The 23458-nt window shown below is 58.1% G+C and carries 16 protein-coding genes and 1 pseudogene; 2 read left to right on the top strand and 15 right to left on the bottom strand.

Annotated elements, in window-relative coordinates:
• Position 1 precedes the first annotated feature (1 nt).
• Both CLG94_RS10455 and CLG94_RS10450 read left to right on the top strand, forming a co-directional pair.
• Positions 2-2581 (top strand): PAS domain S-box protein, encoded by a 2580-nt coding sequence (locus CLG94_RS10455; RefSeq protein WP_107563319.1) that lies wholly within the window; start codon positions 2-4, stop codon positions 2579-2581.
• Between the two features lie 260 nt (positions 2582-2841).
• Positions 2842-3306, top strand: a pseudogene (locus CLG94_RS10450) (inositol-3-phosphate synthase); the annotation flags it as partial.
• Between the two features lie 129 nt (positions 3307-3435).
• Here the strand turns inward: CLG94_RS10450 and CLG94_RS10445 are convergent.
• The 15 genes from CLG94_RS10445 to CLG94_RS10375 form a co-directional block, all read right to left on the bottom strand.
• Positions 3436-4092, bottom strand: a complete 657-nt coding sequence (locus tag CLG94_RS10445) for an MlaC/ttg2D family ABC transporter substrate-binding protein (protein WP_161954142.1) — start codon at positions 4090-4092, stop codon at positions 3436-3438.
• A 251-nt stretch (positions 4093-4343) separates the two neighbouring features.
• Positions 4344-7112 carry an MMPL family transporter gene (locus CLG94_RS10440; protein ID WP_107563316.1) on the bottom strand — a complete coding sequence of 923 codons (2769 nt, stop codon included), beginning with the start codon at positions 7110-7112 and terminating at the stop codon, positions 4344-4346.
• A gap of 178 nt (positions 7113-7290) precedes the next feature.
• Positions 7291-9024 (bottom strand): long-chain-fatty-acid--CoA ligase, encoded by a 1734-nt coding sequence (locus tag CLG94_RS10435; RefSeq protein ID WP_107563314.1) that lies wholly within the window; start codon positions 9022-9024, stop codon positions 7291-7293.
• 129 nt (positions 9025-9153) lie between these two features.
• The gene (locus tag CLG94_RS10430; protein ID WP_107563312.1) at positions 9154-9906 is read right to left on the bottom strand and encodes a glycerophosphodiester phosphodiesterase; all 753 of its coding nucleotides are present in this window, start codon (positions 9904-9906) and stop codon (positions 9154-9156) included.
• 50 nt (positions 9907-9956) lie between these two features.
• Positions 9957-10988: a zinc-binding dehydrogenase gene (locus CLG94_RS10425; protein WP_107563310.1), complete on the bottom strand. Its 1032-nt coding sequence runs from the start codon at positions 10986-10988 to the stop codon at positions 9957-9959.
• A gap of 24 nt (positions 10989-11012) precedes the next feature.
• On the bottom strand, positions 11013-12566 hold the full coding sequence (gene nadB / locus CLG94_RS10420) for an L-aspartate oxidase (RefSeq protein ID WP_107563308.1): 1554 nt from the start codon (positions 12564-12566) through the stop codon (positions 11013-11015).
• A 7-nt stretch (positions 12567-12573) separates the two neighbouring features.
• Entirely contained in the window at positions 12574-13437 is an 864-nt protein-coding gene (gene nadC / locus CLG94_RS10415) for a carboxylating nicotinate-nucleotide diphosphorylase (protein WP_107563307.1), read from the bottom strand.
• A gap of 18 nt (positions 13438-13455) precedes the next feature.
• A complete protein-coding gene (nadA, locus tag CLG94_RS10410) occupies positions 13456-14418 on the bottom strand; it encodes a quinolinate synthase NadA (RefSeq protein ID WP_107563305.1) in 963 nt (320 codons plus the stop codon).
• 1031 nt (positions 14419-15449) lie between these two features.
• Entirely contained in the window at positions 15450-16835 is a 1386-nt protein-coding gene (locus tag CLG94_RS10405; protein ID WP_107563303.1) for a sigma-54-dependent transcriptional regulator, read from the bottom strand.
• Positions 16836-16913: 78 nt separating this feature from the next.
• Positions 16914-17285 carry a response regulator gene (locus tag CLG94_RS10400; RefSeq protein ID WP_107563301.1) on the bottom strand — a complete coding sequence of 124 codons (372 nt, stop codon included), beginning with the start codon at positions 17283-17285 and terminating at the stop codon, positions 16914-16916.
• The gene (locus CLG94_RS10395; RefSeq protein ID WP_107563300.1) at positions 17282-19495 is read right to left on the bottom strand and encodes an ATP-binding protein; all 2214 of its coding nucleotides are present in this window, start codon (positions 19493-19495) and stop codon (positions 17282-17284) included. Before CLG94_RS10395 ends, CLG94_RS10400 begins: the two co-directional genes overlap by 4 nt.
• Positions 19496-19531: 36 nt before the next feature.
• Positions 19532-20479: an ABC transporter substrate-binding protein gene (locus CLG94_RS10390; RefSeq protein ID WP_107563298.1), complete on the bottom strand. Its 948-nt coding sequence runs from the start codon at positions 20477-20479 to the stop codon at positions 19532-19534.
• Positions 20480-20497: 18 nt separating this feature from the next.
• Entirely contained in the window at positions 20498-21748 is a 1251-nt protein-coding gene (locus CLG94_RS10385; RefSeq protein WP_107563296.1) for a transporter, read from the bottom strand.
• Positions 21749-21948: 200 nt separating this feature from the next.
• Positions 21949-22380: a heavy metal-binding domain-containing protein gene (locus tag CLG94_RS10380; protein WP_107563295.1), complete on the bottom strand. Its 432-nt coding sequence runs from the start codon at positions 22378-22380 to the stop codon at positions 21949-21951.
• A gap of 118 nt (positions 22381-22498) precedes the next feature.
• Positions 22499-23236, bottom strand: coding sequence for a class I SAM-dependent methyltransferase (locus CLG94_RS10375; RefSeq protein WP_107563293.1), 738 nt, complete (start codon positions 23234-23236; stop codon positions 22499-22501).
• Positions 23237-23458 lie beyond the last annotated feature (222 nt).

The following is a 23458-nucleotide window of genomic DNA, read 5'->3' as shown; positions in this document are numbered from 1 at the left end:
CATGGATACGCCCCTGCCTGCCTTGCGCGTGCTGCTGATCGAGGACAACCCGGGCGATGCGCTGCTGCTGCGCACCGCGCTCGACGAACAGGCGCCGGGCGCGTTCGCCATTACCAGCGTCGAGCGGCTGGCCGATGCGCTGGCACGCATCGCCGCGGAGCCATTCGACGCCGTACTGTGCGACCTTTGCCTGCCCGACAGCGATGGGCTGGCCACGGCGCAGGCGATCATGGACCGCGCCCCGGCGCTGCCGCTGGTGGTGATGACGGGGTCGCACGAACCGCATGCCGGCTCGAGGGCGATCAAGCTTGGCGCGCAGGATTACCTCGTCAAAGGCGAATCAGGCGGCGCGCTCATCGAGCGCACGCTGCGTTACGCGATCGAGCGCAAACGCCTGGAAATCCAGTTGCGCACGGCAAACGAGACGCTGGAGCACCGCGTCGCCGAGCGCACCGCGGAACTGGAGACGGCAAGCCGATCCCTGCGCGAGAGCGAAGCGCGTTACCGCAGCGTTTTCGCCGAGAGCTGCGTCGTCAAGTTGCTGATCGATCCGGCCGACGGGCGCATCGTGAAAGCCAATAGCGCCGCCTGCGATTACTACGGCTTCGATCCGGCGCGGCTGCAGGCGATGAACATCAAGGACATCAATGTGCTCTCCGTGGACGAGGTGCAGGCGGAAATGGAGCGGGCACGCACGCTGCGCAAAACGCACTTCGACTTCCGCCACCGCCTGGCCAATGGCGAAGTGCGCGACGTCGAGGTATACAGCAGCCCGATTCCGGCGCAGGGAGCGGGCGGCCGCCTGTTGCTGCATTCCATCGTTATTGACGTCACCGAGCGCAAGCAGGCGGAGGAGGCGCTGCGGGCGAGCGCGGCGCGGCACCAGGCCGTTCTCATGACAGCCATGGACGGCTTCTGGATGGTGGACACGCAGGGGCGCCTGCTGGAAGTCAACGAGGCTTATATCCGGATGAGCGGCTACAGCATCGAGGAGCTGCTGAGCCTGCGGATTTCCGACCTGGAGGCCGTCGAAACGGCTAGGGACACCGCCGAACACCTGCAGAAGATCGTGGGGCAGGGTGAGGACCGTTTCGAAACGAAGCATCGCCGCAAGGACGGGAGCGTGTTCGACGTCGAAGTCAGCGTGCAGTTCCGTTCCGGAGAGGACGGGATGTTCGTGTGTTTCCTGTGCGACATCACCGAGCGCAAGCGTGGCGAGGCGGCGCTGCGCGAAAGCGAGGCACGCAGCCTGGCGATCACTCAGTCCGCCTATGAAGCCATCATCACTTCGGACAGCGCGGGCAATATCGCGGGCTGGAACCGCGGCGCCGAGATCATCTTCGGCTATACCGAAGCGCAGGCGATGGGGCAGCCCATGACCCTGCTGATACCGGAGCGCTACCGCGAAGGGCATCTCGCGGGGATGCATCGCATCCGTTCCGGCGCGGAGCCGCGCCTCGCCGGGAAGACGGTCGAATTGCATGGACTGCGCCAGGACGGAAGCGAGTTTCCGCTGGAACTCACGCTCGCCCGATGGGAGAGCGCCGGGGGCTGGTTCGTCACCGGCATCATCGGGGACATCAGCGAGCGCAGGCGGCAGGAGCAGTCCCTTGAGGAGAGTGAGAAGCGCTTTCGCGGCTTGATCGAGCAGTCGCTGACCGGCATCTACATTACCCAGGACGGCGTGTTCCTGTATGCCAATCCGCGGCTGGAGCAGATGCTCGGCTACGGCGCGGGAGAACTGGTCGGCCTGCGCATCGATGACCTCGCCCTTGCGGAAGACCTGCCGATCCTGCAGACGGAGCGGGAGAAGCTGTGTGTCGGCGCGACTTCGATCTCCTACGAGGCGCGCGTGCGGCGCAAGGACGGCGCCGTCATCGAGTTGGGCGTGCAGGGGCGCCTCGCCACATTCGAGGACAGGCCGGCCACCATCGGCATGGCGCAGGACATCACCGAGAAAAAGCGCGCGGCAGCCGAGATCAAACGCTACGTCGCCGAACTCGAAGCCGCGCTCATGGGCACGGTGGATGTGACCATGAGCATGATCGCGTTGCGCGATCCCTACACGGCCGGGCACGAGCAGCGCGTGGCGGAAATCGCCGTCGCCATCGGCGCCGAGCTTGGATTCGACGCGCGCCGGCAGGAGGGCCTGCGCGTGGCCGGTCATCTGCACGACGTCGGCAAGATCACCATTCCGGCGGAGATCCTGTCCAAGCCCGGCAAACTGAGCGCGATCGAGTTTCAGTTGATCCAGGGACATGCGCAATCGGGCTATGACGTGCTAAAGAGCGTGAAGTTTCCCTGGCCGGTGGCCGAGGTCGCGCTGCAGCACCACGAGCGCATCGACGGCGGCGGCTACCCGCAGGGGCTGAAGGGCGAGGCGATCCTGCTCGAGGCGCGCATCATGGCGGTGGCCGACGTAATCGAGGCGATGTCCTCGCACCGGCCGTATCGGCCCGGGCTGGGCATCGACAATGCGCTCGGCGAGATCGAGCGCGGGCGCGGCAGCGCGTACGATCCAATCGTTGCCGATGCCTGTCTGAAGTTATTCCGAGAAAAGGGCTACGCGATTCCGGTATAGCCGGGCAGCAGGTGGCTTGACGCCAATGGCAGGGCCCAATCTCAAGCGTCGTCCGCGTCCGCAGACGTCACCGTACTTCACGTTCAGCCGGGTGCGCATTGCTGCAATCAGGGCGGCAGGCGGGCGAATCCAACTGATTAAAATTCACGTTGGTGGTCGGCTGAACCTGGCCATGAACGGTAATTCGCGAACGCGCTATTCGCAAGCTGCGCTAGAGTACGCGGTATGCGAACGCTCTCCCGCCTTGCGCTGGTGCTAAGAGCAAGAGCTCGGTTCTGGGCGCGATCCTGCAGCCGGAGCTCTATCCGGATCTGTATGGCAAGGTGTTCCACAAGGTCCGCATTGAGTATTATCCGCCGCGGGGCGATGCCAAAGAGGGGTGGGATAACATCGACATCTTCGGTTGGCTCGGTCAGCCGATGCAGATCAAGATCAACTTCCTCTGTCGGGACTCCATCCTGGCAGCGCCGGTAGCCCTTGATCTGGCACTGTTTCTGGACCTGGCCCAACGGGCCGGATTATCGGGCATTCAGGAGTGGCTCTCGTTCTACTTCAAGTCTCCGATGGCCCGAGCGGACCTGAAGCCAGAGCATGACCTGTTCATCCAACATCTGAAGCTGACAAATACCTTGCGCATCCTGGTCGGGGAAGAGGTGCTTGACCACTCCGGGCTTGATTACTACGAATCCGGAGATGCCTATCGAGCCGGCATGGGCGGGGCCTGAGCCGGTCAGACGCTTATAGTTTCGAGTTTCGAGATAGGCCAATAGACGCAACGACGCAGTAAATAGTGCACGCAACAGACGCTATAGACGTCGCACGCAATAGACGCAATAAAGGGCAGCGCGGGGGGCTTACATCGACCCCTTCTTTGCTGTTGATCCTAGCTCCTCCGCCTCCCGCTTGAGGCGCATCTTCTTGACGAGGTCTTCGTACGACTTGTCCCGTATGACCTTATCGAACTGGGTTCGGTAATTTCCCACGATGCTCACCTCGTCGATTACCACATCGTAGGGAACCCAGGCGCTGCCTCGACGAAGGAGGGCGAAGTCAACAAAGGTCGGCTCATTCCGTTTTGAGAGGAACTTTGTGCTGACGATGGTGTCCCGCCCATCGATCTTCTCCGAGAGGTAGGTTACCTGCTGATCGCCGAGATGATCGACCACTAACGTGGTATAAGACTCTACGAACAGGTCCCCGAACAGCTCAACGAAATCCTTTCGCTGCTCAACTGATCTCTTTGCCCAGTGGCTGGCCAGAGAGCGGCGCGCCATCTCCTGCAGGTCGAACCAGCGTACGATCCGCCCCTTGACCATCGACTTCCGCGCCTCTTCCTTTGCCTTCTCCTGTAAGGCCGGGTCCTTCACGATGCCCGTAAGGTGATCCAGCTCGGTCTTCACCTGATCAGTTGTTTCGCTCGCTAAGGCGAAAGCCGCAAAAACCAGCCACACCACGGCTATGGCTCCGCTTAGCACTCCTGTTCGCACAGTCAACCTCATCGCACCTGACATGTCACCTCTCCTTTGTTGAAACCACTGGGGGTTCATTCCCTGCGGCTCGCCGCGAGTTCGTCATACCGGCGGACCCAGGATCGGGGTCCGGGGCAGGCGCCGGTATCCAGAGGGTCCGACTGGATTCCGTGTCAAGCACGGAATGACGGGCTAGAACAGAAGACGATACCCCGCGGCTTGCTGCGGGGTAGTTCATTACTGTTTTTCGTTCGATGTTTCAAGTTCCTGGTTCAACGCGTACATGGGCGCTTTCAACTCGGGACCTGGAAGTCAGGGCTCGGGATGATCGTGCTTTTTGATGGCCGTCTTGCAACAACGGTCAGGAGGGCTGGCAACACGATCACAGAGACGACCAGGACGGCCCCGACGCCCAGCGTCACCAGGAGACCGATGCTGTATGCGCCGCGGTGATGAGCAATCAGCAGGCTACCGAAGCCGATCATGGTCGTCAGGGACGAGAGCACCACGCCCTTCCCGGTGCTCCTTGGCAGCACGGAGGCCTCCGCCTCCTCCCGGAAGCGATGGATGATCAACAGACCGTTTTCCACTCCGGGCGCTACGAGCAGTGGGATGATGATCAAGTTGGCCAGGTTGAACTTCAACTCAAACACGTACATCAGGCCGGCGGTCCAGACAGCTCCAACCAGAAACGGGACCTTGGCCAGCAGGAAGTAGCGCAGGTCGCGCAGGTTCAGTAAGAACAGCACGGCAACTCCGATCAAGGTATAGATCCCCACCTGCTGATACCCTCGCTTCATCGCGGTGATGATCTCGTACCCCTTTACCGGGTCGCCGATGGCGTCAGGATCAACCCTTCTCAGGTCACTCACGAACACGGCCTGAGAGGCGAGTTCCCACGGATCGCCTCGTGGGTATACTCGGAGCAGATACGAACCATCCCGCCCAACGAACTGTTTTTTCAGATCACTTGGCAGATCATCGAGCTCGACCGGACCAGAAGCTATTGCCCTGGCGAGGAGCGACACCTTGCCATGGAAATCCTGAAACAGTTTGGCCTGAAAGGTGGAAAGTCTCTGACGGATCTCTTCATGCTCGTGCCGCTGGAGCAGCCGCTCGAACTGATCGATCAGGCTTCGCACCCGCGTCATCGGCTCCAGGGGCGGCTTGTCCGCTCCGGTCCAGTTCTTGGCGTCATCAGCCGTCAGCATCTTTGCCTTGATCCGCTGCAGCGTGAGAAGCAGCTCATCCAGATCAACCGGGGCCGGTGCGGGAAGTTGCGCGAGATTCACCCCAACCAGGATGGGACTGATCTCGCGAGCCAACTGCAGCTTTCGTTCCTGATCCTTTGGGATGACCATCGCGATGCTCTCCACTTCGCTCACAGAAGGAAGGGCCTCGAGGGCCAAACTCTTCTCTCTTACCTCTTCGAGGCTCTTGGCCAGGATCACCCCGTAGGAGATCGAGCGCTCGGATTGCCGGATGATCTTCAGCTCCCAGGTCACCGACTCGGTTCCTTCCGCCTGAAGGCGGAGGACGTTACCGTCGAATTCCAGACTGTTCACCGCATACAGGGCGGCCAGCGTGCCGATCGTGGACAGCGCAAGGACGGCACGAGGCCACCGATAGCAGAACTCCAGAAAATCTGGAGGTCTAGGTAGCAGCCTGCGCGGCGCGTGCGCTTCGTAGACCATCCCTTCAACAGAGCTCATGGCAGGCCGCTTATCCCATAACATGAGCAATGGTGGGAGGACCACGAAGGTCGAGATCAGCGTAAGTAGCAGGCCGCACCCTGTGATCACGCCCAACTCCTGTAAAACGCCAATCCCCGTGAGGATAAGAGTAAAAAGAGCCACAGAGGTTGTCAACGCAGCATGGAGGATGCCGGGACCAGCGCCCTCGAAGGCCTGCTCCAACGCCTGCTGGATGGAATGGCCCGCGCCTCGCTCCTCTTCGTACCGGGCCAGGAGATGGATCCCGTAGTCCATTCCGATCCCGATCAGCAGTGGCGCCAAGACCATCGACAGCATGTTCAGATGGCCAACCGTGACGGCGGCAAACCCGAACGCCCAGCAGACACCCATGACGAGGGCGAGGATCCCCATCAGGGGTCTTGCCACACTGCGAAAGGCCACCACCACCAGCAGGGCCACGCCGAGGAGTGAGATGGCGGTCATCAGGCCGGAATCGCGCTGAGCGGCGGCGACCTCATCATACTCGAGGGCCGGACTCCCGGTTACGCCGGCCTTGACCTCGGGATACTGTGACTGCAGCAACCGGATCTCTTTGCGGATCCCTTTGATCGGTCGCTCGAACTTGAGCAAGTTCGTGGTGTCCGCCTTCACGTTGGCCAGGACGAACAGGAACTGCTTGTTGCTGGACCACAGGTACCCTTCCCGATCGCCATTCTCGTCGGCCTCTACGAAGAACTGACTCCATGGTGACGTATAGGTCCGTGGAGCAGCGGCCCAGGCGTTCAGTTGCGTGAGCAGCTTCAGGAGCGGGCCCAGTTCAACTGGACGCTTTACCTCACCCTCTTGCTCTTCCAGAAAGCCGGTAAACAGGTGACCCACCAGAGCGGCGCTGATCTCTCGACGGATGATCTGGAACAGGCGGTTTAAGCCCGGATCGGTAGACAGTTCCTCCAGCATTGCGCGATGCGCATGGAGCTTACCCTTCAGATCAATCAGCGCTTCAGGGGAAAGGTACATGAGGAAACGGTCCTCCAATGACCTGAGGTCGAAGCGGTAAGTGACCTCCTCGATATCCGTAGTCATAGCCTTCAGCCGCTTGGCGAGTGCGGTGGCGAAGCGCTTGGCCTGTTCCCGATTCTTGGCCTCGATGACGATGACCGCTCTGTCCGGATCGCCAAATGCCCGGTTATATCGTTCTTGAACCTGACCCATCCTCCCGTTGAGAGAGGACAGCGCATCATGCGTGGATGTGAATCTCAGACGCTGAATCGCTATCAGGACTGACAGGATGGACAAGATCGCCGCCAGGACCAGTGCAGTCCGCGGATAGCTGAGAACCGTGGCAGAGAGCAGTTTTCGGATCGTCATCGATAAGACCTTAAATAGAGTTCAACCATTCGCTTCTTATAGCTACAAGGTGTTTAGACTGCAGGCTGAAGGTTCTAAATTATCTCGCAAGGCACGAATAGAGCCATCCAAGATCTTTTCGGAGTTTTGTATAATCACGCATGATTACCCCTAACAGCCTTCAGTCTATCTACCTGACTCACGATATCCGCTTGGCCATCTCTTCTTCGCGCAAGACGCGCCGGAGCACCTTACCCACGAGTGTTTTTGGTAGCTCCTGCCTGAACTCCACCAGGGTAGGAACCTTGTGCTTTGCCATCCTCTGCTTGCAAAAGTCGGTAATTTCCTGCTCGGTGGCGCGCTCACCCTCTTTCAGAACGATGTAGACCTTCACCGTCTCCCCACGGTATGGGTCAGGCAGGCCCACCGCCACTACCTCTTTGACCTTTGGATGCTCATACAGGGGTTCTTCAACCTCCCGGGGATAGATATTAAAGCCACCCGCGATGATCAGCTCTTTTTTGCGGTCCACAATGGTGAAGTAGCCCTGCTCATCCATATAGCCGATGTCGCCCGTGTACAACCATCCATCCCGTAATACCATGGCGGTCTCGCTCGACTGATTCCAATACCCTGCCATCACCTGGGGGCCCTTGACCACCACCTCACCGATCTCCTTTGGCGGCAGCGTGCGCTCGCCGCTCTCCAGATCGACGATCCTGGCGTCGGTATCTGGGAGCGGCAGCCCGATCGTCCCGACCCTCCTGGCGCCAAAGAGCGGGTTCGCGTGTGTGACCGGAGAGGTCTCGGTCAGGCCGTACCCTTCCACAAGACGAGCGCCGGTCAACGTCTCGAACCTGGTTTGCACCTCGATCGGTAGTGGCGCAGCCCCACTCAAGCAGGCCTTGATCGAACGGAGGTCGTACCTGCCCACCTCCGGGTAATTATTGATGGCGACGTACATCGTTGGAACACCGGGGAAGATGGTGGGACGATATTTGGAGATCGTCTCCAGGACTTCCTGCGCCTTGAACTGCGGCAAGAGTACCATCGTGTGGCCCAGCGAGATGCAGAGATTCATCACCACCGTCATCCCATAGACGTGGAAGAAGGGGATCGCCCCAAGGAAGATCTCGATCCCGTCGTTCTTCCCTTCGACTGGGCTCAGGACAGGCTTCATCAGCCAAGCGCCCGTTTGCATCGTGTTGGCCACCAGATTCCTGTGCGTGAGCACGGCCCCCTTGGACAACCCTGTCGTGCCGCCGGTGTACTGCAGCAGCGCTGGGTCATCCGGGCCGACTGTGGTGGCGGGGGGCTTCGCGGGAGCGGAGGTCAGCATCTCTGAGAACCACTCTGTCCCCGGTCTTCGCTCCACTGCAGGCCGGTGCCCCTGCCGCTTCTCCTTCAGGAGGGTGAAGAGCAACCGGAGCAAGGGCGGGAAGTACTCTTTGATATTCGTGACGATGATCCGCTTGAGGCCGGTCTTTGGGGCGACCTCTTTGACGAGCGGGTAGAGCTTCGACAACACGACGATGGTCTCGGCGCCGGAGTCATTCAGTTGGTGCTCAAGCTCCCGCGTGGAGTAGAGCGGGCTGGTCGAGACCGCGAGACATCCGGCGCGCAGTGTGCCGTAGTAGGCGATAACCATCTGAGGACAGTTCGGGAGAAAGAGCGAGACTCTATCGCCCTTCGCCAGCCCGCGGTCTGCGAGGGCGGCGGCAAACCGTGTGACGGCCTCGTCCAGGGCACGATAGGTGATCCTCTTGCCATAGAAGATGATCGCGTCCCGATCCGGGTACTTCTGGGCGGAGGCGAAGAGGAAGCAGTGGAGCGGGATATCCGGATACTCGAGGCGCGTTGGAACCCATTGGTCATAGTGGGCGAACCAGGGTCGGTCAAGGCCTTGGTTTGTGGCAGTACCTGTACCCGCCATTCCGCGCTCCTTCAACTTCCAGCGACCTCTTCTCCTGCTGACGAGATGGTCGCGCCTACGCCACGACGCCCCTGAATGGCAGGTGCGGTCTTAAAATACTACGCTGCGGGATCAAGGCGAGTTGAGTAGTTACTCACTCTTTAAATCCTGCGGGGACTCGCGCTGTTCGCTCAGGACCTGACGCAACAGGTCTGGGCTGTCGGTGATGATTCCGTCTATCCCGAGATCGATAAAGTGGCGCATCTGAGCAGGCTCATTTACTACCCAGACAACAAGCTGAAGCCCGGCGGCGCGGCAGGCATCGATCTCTGTTTTCGTGACAAGGCTGAACTCGAGGGCCATGGCATCTGCCTTGCTGGGGCCGGCTACTGCGGACATTGATACCGGCCGCCCCACGAGCAAAGCGCCGGTCCGAAGGCAGGGCTCCAGTTCCTTCAGCCGCAGTAGTGCATGATGATCGAAGGACGCGACAGCGACCCGTGAGACGACCCGATGCTCACGCAGGACCGCTACCACCCGCTCCTCAATGCCGCGAAAAAAGGCTGACCCTGCCTTGATCTCAAGCGCGAGCGGGACCTTTCCGGAGAAACGATCCAGGACCTCATCGAGGGTCGGGATACGCTGACCGGCAAAGCTCTCGCCAAACCATCGACCGGCATCCAGTTGCTTGAGCTCCTGCAGGCTACGCGCATGAACCGGTCCCTCACCATCGGTGGTCCGATCGAGCGTGTTATCGTGAATGACGACCAGCTCGCCATCGCGGCTTACGTGAAGGTCCAACTCGATGGCATCGGCCCCCAACTCGACCGCCATTGCAAAGGCCGCCATCGTATTCTCGGGCGCAAGCGCCGCAGCCCCCCGATGCGCGATGTTCAGCGTCATGGTACTCCTCCTGACCTCACGCTCCACCCATCTACCGGTCTGTCTCTTGACTACACTACCAGGACCAGCTTACCGAACAGCTTGCGATCCTCCATCGCGCGTTGCGCCTCTGAGGCGTCTTTGAGCGGGAATACGCGATCCACTACCGGCTTAAGCGTTCCGCGCTCTATCTCCCGCACGATCTGCAGCAGGTCGGCCTTCGGTCCCATGAAGCCGCCCATGATCGACGCCTGCCGCATGAAGAGGTACCGGATATCGGTCTGAGCCAGGTGGCCGGCTGTCGCGCCGCAGGTCACCAGGCGGCCCCCGGTGGCCAGGACTGGAATCAGCTTCTCGAACACAGCGCCCCCCACATGCTCGAAGATCACGTCCGCTCCTCGCTTTGCCGTGAGGCGCCGCACCTCGGCGACCAGATCCTGGCCGGCATAGTTGATCCCGTCATCCGCGCCAAGCGCCCTGGCCTTATCAAGCTTCTCGTCGCCGCCGGCAGCAGCGATAACGTGAGCGCCGAGCAGCTTGGCAATCTGGATAGCGGCGCTTCCAACCCCACTCCCAGCCCCCATCACCAGCACCTCATCACCCCTTTTCACATGCGCGAGATTCACCAGCATGTTCCAGGCGGTGAGAAACGTGAGCGGGAACGCCGCCGCAGCTTCGAAGGACATACCTTCCGGCATGAGCAGGATGTTGACCTCCGGGACCTTCACGTACTCCGCGTATCCACCGTCTATCCGGTAGCCGCCGATAATTTGGTAGGAGTGGCAGAGATTATCGTGGCCGGACAGGCAGTGAACGCACTGGCCACAGCTTACCCCTGGTGATACTACTACCCGTTGACCTGGCGTAATACGGGTCACGATGCTCCCCACCGCCGCCACCTCACCGGCGATGTCGGAACCGCAGATGTGGGGCAGGGGGATCGTGATCCCGAGCATCCCTTTTCGGCACCAGAGATCCAGGTGATTTAAGGCGCAGGCCTTCACCTTCACCAGCACCTCATGCGGGGCAATGGTGGGATCGGGGGCATCTTCGTACCTCAGGACCTCCGGCCCTCCGTGCTCGTGGAATCGAACCGCTTTCATTCAGCGCGCTCCTTCAGACTCTTCTCAATCGATGCGATAGTGGCAGCCCAGGCTTTGGCGGCATTCCATGGCAGCCAGCAGGATGGCCAGCGCGGTCTGAATGCCGTTACGAAGGCCAACCATTGCGTCCGTCACCTCGGCCTTTTCGTAGAACCTCAAGATTTCAAGGTGGAGCTCTCGCAGGATCTCGTGGGCTCGGTTCAGCCGTTTTTCGCTGCGAACGAGGCCCACGTAATTCCACATGGTCTGTTGGATGCTGAGCCAGTCCTGTGCGATCAGCGCCGGATCAACCGGTTCACGCTCATACCGCCAGGGCGCAATCTGGGGAAAATAATACTCCTCACCCCGTGCGATGAACGCTGCGGTCTGTTCGCCTGCCCGGGTTCCCCACACCAGGCATTCCAACAAGGACGTGCTGGCCAGGCGATTGGCACCATGTAGCCCCGAACAGGCGACCTCACCAACGGCGCGAAGACGATGCAGATTTGATCGTCCCCACTCATCAACAGCCACGCCGCCGCAACTGTAGTGCGCGGCCGGGACGACGGGGATGGATTCTTTGGTCATATCAATTCCGCACTTCAGGCAGTGCGCATAAATCCCTGGAAACCGCTCGCGGACCTGATCGGCCGGTTTGTGGGAGATGTCGAGATGTGCGCACGGCTCGCCTGATTCCAACATCATCTGGTGAATCCCGCGTGCGACAACATCCCTAGGGGCCAGTGATCCATCGGGGTGATAATCGTTCATGAATTCCCGGCCCTTACCGTCCACTAGACGGGCCCCTTCCCCCCGCATCGCTTCAGAGATGAGGAATCGGCCGCTGGGATGGAAGAACGTTGTGGGGTGGAACTGGACGTACTGCATATTGATACAACGGGCGCCGGCCCGGTAGGCCATCGCAATGCCATCGCCGCGGGTGCCGGCAGGATTGGTGGTATGCAGAAAGACACGACCCAGCCCTCCCGTCGCCAGGATCGTCTCCTTCGCGAGGATGGGAAAGATCTCGCCGCTCGCTTGGTCCAGTACATACGCCCCAATGCACGTCGGAGGTTTATAGACATCAAGCGGTTCGACCGAATGATGAGAAATCGTAAGCAGATCGACTGCGGTGGCTCCGCAGAGTAACTTCACCCTCGGATACGAGGCCATCTTTTCGATGAACGCGCGCTGGATTGCCGATCCGGTTCGATCTTTCTGATGCAGGATACGTGGGAGTGAATGTGCGGCCTCGGCAGTCAGATCCCATCGGGTTGAATCTTTAGAGGATTCGTCGAACGGAACCCCAAGCTCATCGATGAGGATGTCCTTTACCAGCCTAGGGCCCTCACGACTGACCAGCGACGCTGCCTCTGGCGAACTCAGACCTGCGCCAGCGGCAACAATGTCAGCCACCAGCTTTTGAGGGGAGTCGTCCACTCCCTGATAGATGATCCCCCCTTGAGCCCAGAAGGTACTGCTCTCCTCCGGGTGAGGCGATCTTGTGAGCAGCGTGACCTCAGCACCCTGCTTGGCCGCCGCCAGCGCCGCGGCACATCCTGCGAGGCCACTGCCTATTATCAGAATATCAGTTTTCACGGCTGGCTTATACGGGGTGAATTTTGAAGCTCATGTCAACGGCTGGGGCAGCATGCGTCAATGCTCCGATGGAGATCCAATCGACACCGGCCTCCGCAAATGCTCGAACATTGTCGAGGGTCATTCCGCCTGACGCTTCGACCACGATCTTGCTGCCGCTCTCGTGATCGCGCACGCACGTCACCGCCTCTCGAACCATGTCCGGGTTCATGTTATCAAGGAGAACGGCGTCGAGATCGTACTGGAGGGCCTCCTGTAACTCTGTGAGCGTGGTGACCTCGACCTCAAATCGGTGCGAACGGCTCGCATGCAGCCGTGCTGCTTCAATAGCCGTACAGATACCGCCCGCCAGCCTGATGTGGTTATCTTTGACCAGGACCGCATCGTCAAGCCCAAAGCGGTGGTTGATCCCGCCGCCGACGGTAACCGCGTACTTCTCAAACACCCGTAGCCCTGGCGTAGTTTTTCGTGTGTCGAGAATTTTTGCCTGCGTTCCGCAGACAGCCTCAACGAATCGTCTTGTCAGCGTAGCAATTCCGCAGAGTCGCTGGAGCAGATTTGTGGCCACACGCTCGCCGGTCAGCAGAGCCCTGGCCTGACCACGAACGGATGCTGCCAGATCGCCTTCGCACAGATCATCACCATCACGATGGCGGCTCTTAACGGCTAAGCCTTTATCTAAAAGGGTGAGGGCTTCGATAGCCAGATCGATCCCCGCCAGCACGAGAGGCGCCTTGGCCACAAAATGGCCGATCGCCTGTTGATCGGGCGGTACGATCGCGAGGGTTGTCACATCACCTTGTCCGATATCTTCCTTAAGGAACCTCTTGAGGGCTTCTCGGCGACTGGTCTGAAGGAGGGAGAGGGGCATGGGAGTAAGGAGAGAGTCCTAACTCATGTCCAGCATACGCTGGATTGGCCGTAATGCAAGAAGTCGCAGCTCTTCATCCAGTGTAATTTCTGGCGCACGGTGTTTCATGCACAGGTAGAGCTTCTCCAGGCTGTTGAGTCGCATATGGGGGCACTGGTTACAGGCACAATCCCCATCTGGAGGAGCTGGAATAAATGTCTTGTGCGGACAGGCCTTCTCCATCTGGTGAATGATGCCGGGCTCGGTCGCGATGATGAATTCGGCAGCCTCGCTCTGCTTCACGTAATTCAGGATTCCGCTCGTTGAGCCGATGTAGTCGGCATGCTGAAGCACGCCCGCCTCGCATTCAGGATGCGCGAGTACCTTGGCATGAGGATGGTGCAGCATAAGCAGCACGAGTTTCTTTTCAGAAAACATCTCGTGCACCACACAGGTGCCAGGCCACAGCGTCAGATTACGACCGGTCTTCTTGATAAGATAGCGCCCTAGGTTTTGATCGGGCGCAAAAAGAATCGGCTGCTCCTTCGGGATCTGGTTGATGATCTTTTCTGCGTTGCTAGAGGTGCAGATGATATCACTCATCGCCTTGATCTCAGCAGTGCAATTGATGTAGCTGATGACGATGTGGTCCGGATATGTTTGCCGGAAGCGGCTGAAGAGAGGCGCCGGGCACCCTTCCGCCAGCGAGCAACCGGCCCCTAAGTCGGGAAGCAATACCTGCTTAGAGGGGTTCAAGATTTTTGCCGTTTCCGCCATAAAGTGGACGCCGGCAAAGACAATGACCTCGGCGCTTGTTTTTGCCACTTGTTGGGAGAGTTGCAGGCTATCGCCGACGAAATCGGCGACATCCTGAACCTCAGAGTCCTGGTAGTAATGCGCGAGCACAACTGCATGTAAATCTTCTTTCAGTCGCTCGATCTCTCCTTCGAGATCAAGCAGGGCACTCACCTCAGTTTCTTCAATAAGACCGCCGACTTTCATCTCTTGGCTCCGTGACTGCGATGTTTCGTCTCGTATGGGAGTATACCACAGGTGGGGGACAATACAGGAGGCAAGTTTCGAGCAGTTCTCGTTGGGGAAACAGACCAGCTCCTGGCAATTAACTACCCCGAGGCAGGCCGCGGGGTATCGTCTTCTGTTCTGGACCGTCATTCCGTGCTTGACACGCCTGCCCCGTACTTGATACGGGGGAATCCATTCTGGCCCTCTGGATACCGGTTTCCGCCGGTATGACGAACTCGCGGCAAGCCGCGGGGTATCTACCCTCAACAAAATGAAGGCGAGCATCTTTCTTCGTGATGAGTTGCGGGTTCCGTGCCGTCACGTGACGGACCGCAAAACCGCACTTCTTGCAATACGTATAATAAACCAAGGCCGGTCTCCAGGAGCGATGAGGTGCTAAACCAAATTCGGATGTCAGGTGTCTCACAGGTATTGACAGATTCCAAAGCCGACCGATTAGTACGCAAAAACTTTAAAAAATCCGGCTGTTGCCAGCTAAGCAAAAAATAGGGATCTTCCTTAGATGGTGTCTTCTCGCTGTTAGGTCAGCAGAGGGAGTACATCGAGATGGCTGAACCAATTAAAGGGGAAAAACCAGAAGACGGTTGGGGTGGGATAGGGTAAGAGGAGAGCCCCCCGGGGGGAATCGGTGAGGCTCTCCTCTTTAGCCCAATGGACGCGACGTACATGTTCGGGAATCGGTCGCCAGTTGAACGACCCTGCGACGACGCATTTATCTCAGTTTGCACATCGCAGCAACCGCTACTAACGACCATTGAATCAACGGTGATACCATGATCATTTAAGCAACAAGCGTGCCACATCATATCTCGGCGGCTGAATCTGTTGTGAAAAATAATGAGGCGCTATCTTATTGATTTATTTGCCTAATGTGGGATCTGGTGAGAAGGTGAAATCCGACAGGCTCCAGAGAGGCATCAGTAGATAGTACCCAATCGAATACAACGTAGAATCAAAAGAGGTACGCGGAACGTAACTTTTTGGCTGCGTCAAGAGCGATCTTTCTCGGTGAGGCTCGGGACCACCTTGATCTCAAGCAGCCGGATAAGCTTGGCCAGGTATGTGCGCTGGAGTCCAAGGATCTCTGCCGCCTTCGTCTGATTGCCATGCGAACGCTTGAGGGCATCCTGAATCGCCCACCGCTTGAACTCTTTGACGGCCTCGTGGAACTCCTTTCCTCTAAATGTGTCGCGGCGTGGGCCTGCGGTCACCTGAGGGGGGAGGTCCTCTGGGCCGATCTGCTCCCCCGTACTCAAAACCATGGCCCGTTCGATGACGTTCTCCAGCTCGCGGACGTTTCCCGGCCAGTGATACGCGGTCAAGTCGTCAAGCGTGCCTGGGGCAAGTAGCTTCACAGGCTTCTTCAACTCGCCCGCATACTTTCGCAGGAAGTACTCGATCAAAACCGGGATATCCTCCTTCCGTTCTCTCAGCGGCGGTAGCTTCAGGCTGACGACGTTCAGTCGATAATAGAGATCTTCACGAAAGCTGCCCTCCCGCATAGCTCGTTCGAGGTCGCCATTGGTAGCGGCGATAACACGAATGTCGGTCCTGATCGTACGCGTTCCCCCAACCCGTTCAAACTCATGGTCTTGCAGAACTCGGAGCAGTTTCGTTTGGATGCTTGCCGGGACCTCTACGATTTCGTCGAGAAATACCGTGCCGCGATCCGCAATCTCGAACTTCCCTCTTTTAAGCTGATGGGCGCCCGTGAAGGCTCCTCTTTCGTGGCCGAAGAGCTCACTTTCCAGTAACTGGTCCGGGATGGCCACGCAATTGACGACAGTGAATGGATAGTTGGCCCGAGGACTCCACCGGTGAATGCTTCTGGCCAGGACCTCTTTCCCTGTCCCGCTCTCGCCAAGGACCAGGATGGTTGAACTACTGCTGGCGGCGCGGCGGGCAAGCTGCAGCAGAGTATTTATAGCTGGGTTTTCCGTGACGACCTGGACGAGGCGGCCCTCCATTTCTGTCTGCAAAAAGCGACTTTGTGCTCGTAGGGCCTCCCGCTCGAATGCCTTACCCAGGACGATCTCCAGATGCTTTACATCGACCGGTTTGGTGATAAAGTCGTAGGCGCCCTCTTTCATGGCCTCTACTGCGGCTTCGATGGTTGCGTGCGCGGTTACAACGATCACCGTCGTTTCCAACCCTTCGCGTTTCAATGATCTGAGGACGTCGATCCCTGACATCTGCGGCATCTGCAGATCAAGCAGGACAATCGCGGGTGTCTCTCGCCGGATTTGATCCAGGGCCTCAGAGCCGCTGGACGCGACAAGAACCTGCACGTTCATCGCTCGCAACCGGCTCTGGAGAATCTTCCTGGCCGATGCATCATCGTCGACGATCAGAACTTTTGCGCTATATCCTTCCATCTCTCCTCCAGCAAAGAGTCCCTCCTACACTCACCAACCCCTGCCTGCCGGTTTCGACAGTCTCTTCCCAACCAGCGCTCATGGACCTATGAAGCGTCGAATCATCTCCAAGAGGTCCCGTGGCCGGAAGGGCTTCGCGATATAGGCGTTACACCCCGCCTCGATGGCCAGCCGGTCATCGCCGCTGAGGGCAAATGAGGTGATGGCGATTACCGGGATCTGGGCAAGCAAGGGATCCGCCCTGATCCTGCGAGTCACCTCGAGGCCGGAGAGCTTTGGCAACTGAACATCCATCAGGATAAGATCAGGGCGCTGTCGAGCCAGCGCATCGAGCGCGTCCTCCCCATTATGAGCTTCCACGATCTCGTAGCTGTTTTTGGAGAGAAGGTCTCTGATGATCTTCCGATTGTATTCGTTGTCCTCAACATGTAAGACTAACTTTCCGCTCATGGGCTGTCGTCCCACTGGGTCCGGAGCGGAATCCTGAAGTAAAAGATCGACCCCTTTCCGACCTGGCTTTCCGCCCAGATAGACCCCCCATGCATCTCGACCAACCGCTTGGCGATGCTGAGTCCCAAACCGCTTCCGCCGTATTCCCTGGTAATGGAGCTGTCGACCTGGCTAAATTCGCCGAAAATACTCTTCAGTTCTTCGGTGGGAATACCGATTCCCGTGTCTGCGACCGAAACCTCCAAGAAGTCAGGGATTTTTGATGTTTCGGGTTTCGGGTTTCGGGTTTCGGGTTCCAAGCTCGAAACTCGAAACTCCGAACTCGAAACACGCTTCGCCGTAACGATAACCGACCCCCCCGATGGGGTAAACTTGATGGCATTGCCCACCAGATTCATCAGGATCTGAATGATGCGCTTGCTATCGCTCACCGCCGCCGGCAGACCCTCTTCAACTCGGCTGATCAACTCCAGTCGCTTTTCTACTGCGAGGGATCGCGTTGCTGAGATCACAGAGTCGATAAATGACTGAACAGAGTATTCACCCAGATTCAACTGCATGTGTCCGGCTTCGATCTTCGAGAGATCCAACACATCGTTGATGAGCCTGAGCAAATGCCGGCCGTTTGTGTGGATATCTTCGATCGGCTCTCGCAACTCGTCTGGAACCTTGCCGTAGATCTCATCGATGATCAACTCGGTAAATCCCAGGATCGCGTTCAGAGGCGTCCGTAACTCATGACTCATATTGGCCAGGAACTCTGATTTGTGACGACTCGCCCGCGCGAGCTGACGGTTCGTCTCTTCCACCTCCTGGAAGAGCTGGGCGTTCTCTATAGCCACTGCCGCCTGAGAGGCGAAGATGCGCAGCAGGTCGAGCTGCGGCGCAATCGGCTTTCGGCTAACCGCGTTGTCGGCGGCAAGGACTCCAACAGAACGTCTTCGAGAGATCAGCGGCAAGACTACGAAGCTGCGAGAGCGAAGGGCCGGCACCTTATCGTGCGGGGGCTGCACCCGAAGCTCCGGCGGAACCTCATGCCTCTCCTCAATGACGATCTCGACTCGATCTCGATAGGCCCGCGCTAACGTGGGCACCTCGTCGGAGATTGGAACCTGAACGGTTCCTGGTGCTGATGAAAAACCGACAGCGGCAACCATCTCAAGAGAAAGATCCTCGCGATCCGGTAGCCAGATAATAATTCGATCAAACCCAATAACTTCATGCACCCCCTTCAGAATTAAGTTCAGCCGTTCTGACAGTGGGAGCGGTTCCTGCATGGACACGCCGAGCTGGTGCAGGTGGCGTAGTTGAGAGGTCCGCTCGCGGATCCGATCTTCCAGATTCCGGTTCAAGTCCCGGAGCTCCGTGGCTACCCTCGTCCGCTCATCGAGGGTTCGTTTCAATGCCTTGGCCATTTGGTTGTACGTTGTTGCCAATGTCCCGATCTCATCTCGAGAATCGACCGGGATTTCCTGATCGATCTGCCCCTCGGCCATCCGCGCGGCAGATTCTGTCAATCGGGTGATTGGCCGCGTGATCATCCGGGAGAGGGCGTATGCGGCGATGGCGCCGGCAGCCAAAAAGACAATAGACAGCATGGCCCAGAGTTTGATCAAGTAGGCTGAGTGGGCATCGATGTTTCGCATCGACAGGCCGACCCGTGCAATCCCGATGACTCGAGTCCGATTCTCACCGAGACCTCGATCGGACCTGGGCATCCCGAAGAATTGTTCCTCGATCAGGCGGACTTCAGCAGAGAGGATCGGGGCGTAGAACTCCAGGAACGACTCGCTCCCGGTACCCTTGAGGGTCCTGCTGACAGGTTGGTGGGTGGCGAGGATCCGGGTACGGATATCATCACTCAAGGGTTCGGTGGTCAATGCTGAACCGGGTTGGGTCAGGGTCCTGCCTCCGCCGATCAGACGCTTTCCAGCGTCGTTGTAAATAAAGACGTAGGCAACATCTTCTTCGCCGGTGATCCCGCGCAACGAGGCATTGAGAAACCGCTCGTCCTCACTGAACACGCCCAGTTCGCCGCTGGCGGCCAGATTACTGGCAAGAGCCTTTCCCTGTTTCACAAACTCTCGATGCAGTAATCTGTTGTGCTGATAGAGCGACATCCCGCCAAAGAGGACGCAGAGCGCCAGGATCATCGGCATGATCGACCACAAGACCTTTGTCCTGAATCTGGTCATCCGTCTGATTACCATCTGTTCACCCTTATGCCACCCCTGGTCCCTCTTGAGCTATCGGATCACGACGGCCGCTCGGTCGAGGAGCTCCTTCGGGATATGCACACCGAGCTTAACGGCGGTTTTCAGATTCACCGTTAACCGCACCTTTCTCGCTGTCGTATATGGGATGTCCTCGACGTTTCGACCGGAAAGGATCTCGTCCGCCAACTCAGCGGCCTGGCTCCCGATATCCCATCCACTTTCAAAGGAGAGGCCGAGTAGGGCGCCCATCCGAGCCTGATTTTCTGAGAGACCCAGAACAGGAATCTTATGTCTGAAGGAGAAGAGCAGCATGTACTGGACCGATTCCGGCGCCAGAACGGTCAGATCCGGCAAGATCCAGAGAGCGTCGATCTCATCCTGCATGGCATCGAGGGCAGCGAACGACTCCTTGGGCGAGGTAATGGCCTTTGTGACGAGCCTGAGACCATGATCTTTGGCGATTCGTTCAGCCTGCCTCACCAAAAAGCCGGTCTGAGAGGGATCATAGATGATGCCGATTCTTCTTATCTGGGGCGAGACTTTTTTTAGCAGGGCAAGCTGTTGCTCATTAGGAATATTCATACTGGCCCCGGTGATATTGCGGGTGTCCTGTCTGATCACTGTGGTGGGGTTCAACACCATGGCAAAGACAACTGGGATGTCTTGTATCTCTTCGATCGCAGCCTGTAAGGCCCAGATCCCTACCGCAAGGATGAGATCCGGCTTGGGGCCTGACTTGAGTCGCGCCAGGAACTTCTTACCCTTCTGGAGGTCTCCCTCCATATCGTACTCGACGATAGCCGATCCCTGCAAAACGCTCTTGAATCCCTCCAGCGCTTCATTATAGACATCGACATCGGCGCTCTTGAGCGCAATAATCTTTGCGGCCTCTGCCGGCGTCGAGGAGTGAACAATCGCTCCAACGATGACGCAAGCTACAAAGATGAGGGAAGCGATGCGAGTTGTCAGGAGTGACATTCAGGAGATCCTGGGACCTTAGAAAAGATACTCGACCCCTACTGTGGGAATAAAATCTGCCCGGAGGCCGCTATTTTTGTTCAGGGGAATCTGGACGTTCGTCCGGAAGATCAAGGAATTGAGAGGATTCCATTTCACGCCGAGGGACAGGTCCATGATGTGGTTCCCGGTTCCGTTTCCTTCAGGCTTATGGCGACCGATCACGTCGGCGTCAAACGACAGCTCTGACAGAAGGCGCGCGTCGAAACCGAGGGCATACCTGATGGTGTTCTGCTCAAGATCCTTAGTGTTGATCTCGTAGCCAACGTTGACGTGAGGCGTGAGCCATCGCCCATAGGTTTTGGATGCTATAAGGAGGCCAGCCAGGTTCGTCCCGCCGGTTCCCAGGAGCCGTTTCTCATCTCCTGTCGGAAGCTTCACTTCGAACAGAAATGCCAGGTCCGGGGTCAAGCCGCCGGAGTTGCGCAGGAAGTTGTATTTCGTTCGAAGGATGATATCCCCGAGGCCGGTCTCATCGCCGCCTCCGGAGGCGTCGGGTGGAGTCGAATTGGGTCCGAACTGGTGGATCGGGATGTTGCCTATTTGGGTAGTACCTGGCTTGGTGATACCGAGAGTGTCAACATGGAAGATATCAGCAGAAGTCCTGGCAAAGAGTCGAATATGAGTAAGGGGGACGACGAGCCCCACATCCCATACAGAGGTGAGGCCGTAGGTCGCGATAAATGCAAAAATGTCTTCGCTGAGATCGACCTTGAGCTTGGCGCGGATAGTGTCGCAACGTGCTAGAGATTGTGGAATGCTGGGATCACAGCCCTCGCCCGCATCGTTGCGGCGGAAGGTTAGCTGCAGATTGTTGAGATCTTTTCCATCTAGCCTGGTGAAGCTGACCCGAGTGTAACTGCCTGCCACGTTGAGCTTACTGACCCCCAGGGTGGTCGCGCGCTCCGTGAGCATGGGGCCGAGGCTTTCAGTGGTGCGGACCGGGATTCCGCGTTCAATATCGAAGGTGAACCCGGTCACGGATGAGTTGAACGAGGGAACTCCTATAGCGGAGGTCACCTGATTGTTAAGTTGGTCGAGTCCCTGGAGAGACGATGCCTGAAAACTGGTTTCCACTGGGAAAAAGGGGCTCGGCTCGACGTGAATCCCCTGGATGCCGTAGAGATTCCTGATGGTATTCTTGAGATCCTTAGCCTCGGCGGAACGGACGAACCATCCGACCCAAAGGATCAGCAAAAGAGCTGCGGTGGCTCGGAGGCATGAGGTCATCCACAAACTCCCCGGATAAGCACAACGGCGATCGCCCCATGGCCTTATTTTCGCGTCGGGTGGGGCACACAGACGAACCTGGAAAGAAATCCAGCAGAAACCGTGCAACCGATACCATGCCAGAGAAAATAGAGTCAAGTTATTTCCAGGGGGTGACAGAACAGTCCAAGCTTATGGCCATCAGCCCCGAGGAAATTGGTCTAGATCACCTTCACAGCCGTCCCCACGTAGATCACCTTTGTGGCCGTCCAAGTGGCAGCGGGGAAGACGAGGAACTTCTTCGGTTCTGTGAACTCGAAACTTTCTGTGGTCATGTTCAGATCGATAACCGCGTTGGCCCCCAACTGTAGCGCTTGCTCGATAAGGCTGTACATCGCCTCTCGCTCGGCCAGCTTCCGCTCCTCATCGTTTGAGGCGGGTATTTGCGACGTTCCCGTTATTGAACCCAGCACCTGTTCCGTTACACGCTCCGGGATGGAGTCGGAGGTGACTACAGTGATCCGATTCTGGGAAAGCCGGATCTCCGTATCCAGGTTGATCCGTCTCCTCTTCAGTCGATAAGAGTGAAGAAAAGGCCAAGCAAAACCAAATAAGGCCAACACTACAAAGAGTATAGCGGCTACAGTAACCATTGTAACCTCCGAGGTAACTACTTAGGTGTTTAGGCCGAAGGCTGAAGGCTCTTCAACGCATTGCGATTTCACCATCCAACTCATATGCCCGAAGTGTTGCGTGATCACTGCTTTACCCCTAACAACCTTCAGTCTTTAGCCTATCTACCTTGTAGTTACGCACAGAGAAGCTTCCGGCGTGCCCCTGAGCGGCAGCCGTGGATGGCTTGCGCGCCTTATACAGCGACAACGTACCAAATAGCGTTGCAAGCCGAGCCGTTTCCGAGACTTCCTCAAACCCGGCGTCCCGGAAGAGCGCAGGCAGGAGCCCCTTCATGTTGTCAGCAGTCCTGGCGAAACTGTCACCGAGGCGCACAGAAAAAGCCAGCGCATGCATGAGCAGGGTGTGGGGTCGCCCCCAGTCGGCGACGTGCAGCTCTCCCTCTGGGCGCAGGACGCGAAAGATCTCTTCCAGCGTTCGGACCTTCTCGGATCGCGTCAGATGGTGCAGCATCAGGCTCGAGAGGACTCGATCGAACGCGCCATCGGCAAACGGGATATCAAAGCAGAACGCCTGGACCAGCGCGATTTCTTCGACCTGCCTGTGGGCTTTTGACCTCGCAATACCCAGAACGTTCATATCACCATCCAGGCCAATAGCCAACAGAGATTTTGACCTGCGCTTCGCTAGCAGGAGTAGCGTCCCCGTGCCGCATCCCACGTCGAGAATCCGAGCGGCTTCGTCGATGCCTGCTTCATCCAGGAGGCGACTTTTGAAGCTCATCTCGCGCGTAGTAAGGCGAACCAGGGGATCGTAGAGCGGGGTGAGAAAATCCCAGCCCAGCGCCGGGACATATCCCGCCTTCTTATGACCCATCCTCACTCTCCACGCCCACTCACTGCAAGGCTCAGCCGCGTCCCACGATATGGCCGATGCTCACGACACGATGAAAAGGTAAGCAGCGGCTTCAAGCGCATATCATGTGCAATATCAATGCGGAACGCGGGGGATGTCAAGCGCTTTCTCCGAGCCCAGGAACAGCGAGAGATGTCACTTAAACCATAACATGGCCGCTGCGGCCATGTTATGGTTTCAATC

The sequence above is a fragment of the Candidatus Methylomirabilis limnetica genome, from assembly GCF_003044035.1.
Lineage (GTDB): Bacteria > Methylomirabilota > Methylomirabilia > Methylomirabilales > Methylomirabilaceae > Methylomirabilis > Methylomirabilis limnetica.
Note: the sequence above shows the minus strand (reverse complement) of the source record. Positions and strands in the feature narration are given on the sequence as shown.

Coding starts and splice junctions, on each gene's coding strand:
- CLG94_RS10380 (WP_107563295.1), bottom strand. CDS start 22,380: ATGGTTACTGTAGCCGCTATACTCTTTGTAGTGTTGGCCTTATTTGGT.
- nadA (WP_107563305.1), bottom strand. CDS start 14,418: ATGAAAGTCGGCGGTCTTATTGAAGAAACTGAGGTGAGTGCCCTGCTT.
- CLG94_RS10435 (WP_107563314.1), bottom strand. CDS start 9,024: ATGGCGGGTACAGGTACTGCCACAAACCAAGGCCTTGACCGACCCTGG.
- CLG94_RS10385 (WP_107563296.1), bottom strand. CDS start 21,748: ATGACCTCATGCCTCCGAGCCACCGCAGCTCTTTTGCTGATCCTTTGG.
- CLG94_RS10375 (WP_107563293.1), bottom strand. CDS start 23,236: ATGGGTCATAAGAAGGCGGGATATGTCCCGGCGCTGGGCTGGGATTTT.
- CLG94_RS10390 (WP_107563298.1), bottom strand. CDS start 20,479: ATGTCACTCCTGACAACTCGCATCGCTTCCCTCATCTTTGTAGCTTGC.
- CLG94_RS10440 (WP_107563316.1), bottom strand. CDS start 7,112: ATGACGATCCGAAAACTGCTCTCTGCCACGGTTCTCAGCTATCCGCGG.
- CLG94_RS10425 (WP_107563310.1), bottom strand. CDS start 10,988: ATGAAAGCGGTTCGATTCCACGAGCACGGAGGGCCGGAGGTCCTGAGG.
- CLG94_RS10400 (WP_107563301.1), bottom strand. CDS start 17,285: ATGAGCGGAAAGTTAGTCTTACATGTTGAGGACAACGAATACAATCGG.
- CLG94_RS10405 (WP_107563303.1), bottom strand. CDS start 16,835: ATGGAAGGATATAGCGCAAAAGTTCTGATCGTCGACGATGATGCATCG.
- CLG94_RS10430 (WP_107563312.1), bottom strand. CDS start 9,906: ATGACGCTGAACATCGCGCATCGGGGGGCTGCGGCGCTTGCGCCCGAG.
- nadC (WP_107563307.1), bottom strand. CDS start 13,437: ATGCCCCTCTCCCTCCTTCAGACCAGTCGCCGAGAAGCCCTCAAGAGG.
- CLG94_RS10455 (WP_107563319.1), top strand. CDS start 2: ATGGATACGCCCCTGCCTGCCTTGCGCGTGCTGCTGATCGAGGACAAC.
- CLG94_RS10395 (WP_107563300.1), bottom strand. CDS start 19,495: ATGGTAATCAGACGGATGACCAGATTCAGGACAAAGGTCTTGTGGTCG.
- CLG94_RS10445 (WP_161954142.1), bottom strand. CDS start 4,092: ATGTCAGGTGCGATGAGGTTGACTGTGCGAACAGGAGTGCTAAGCGGA.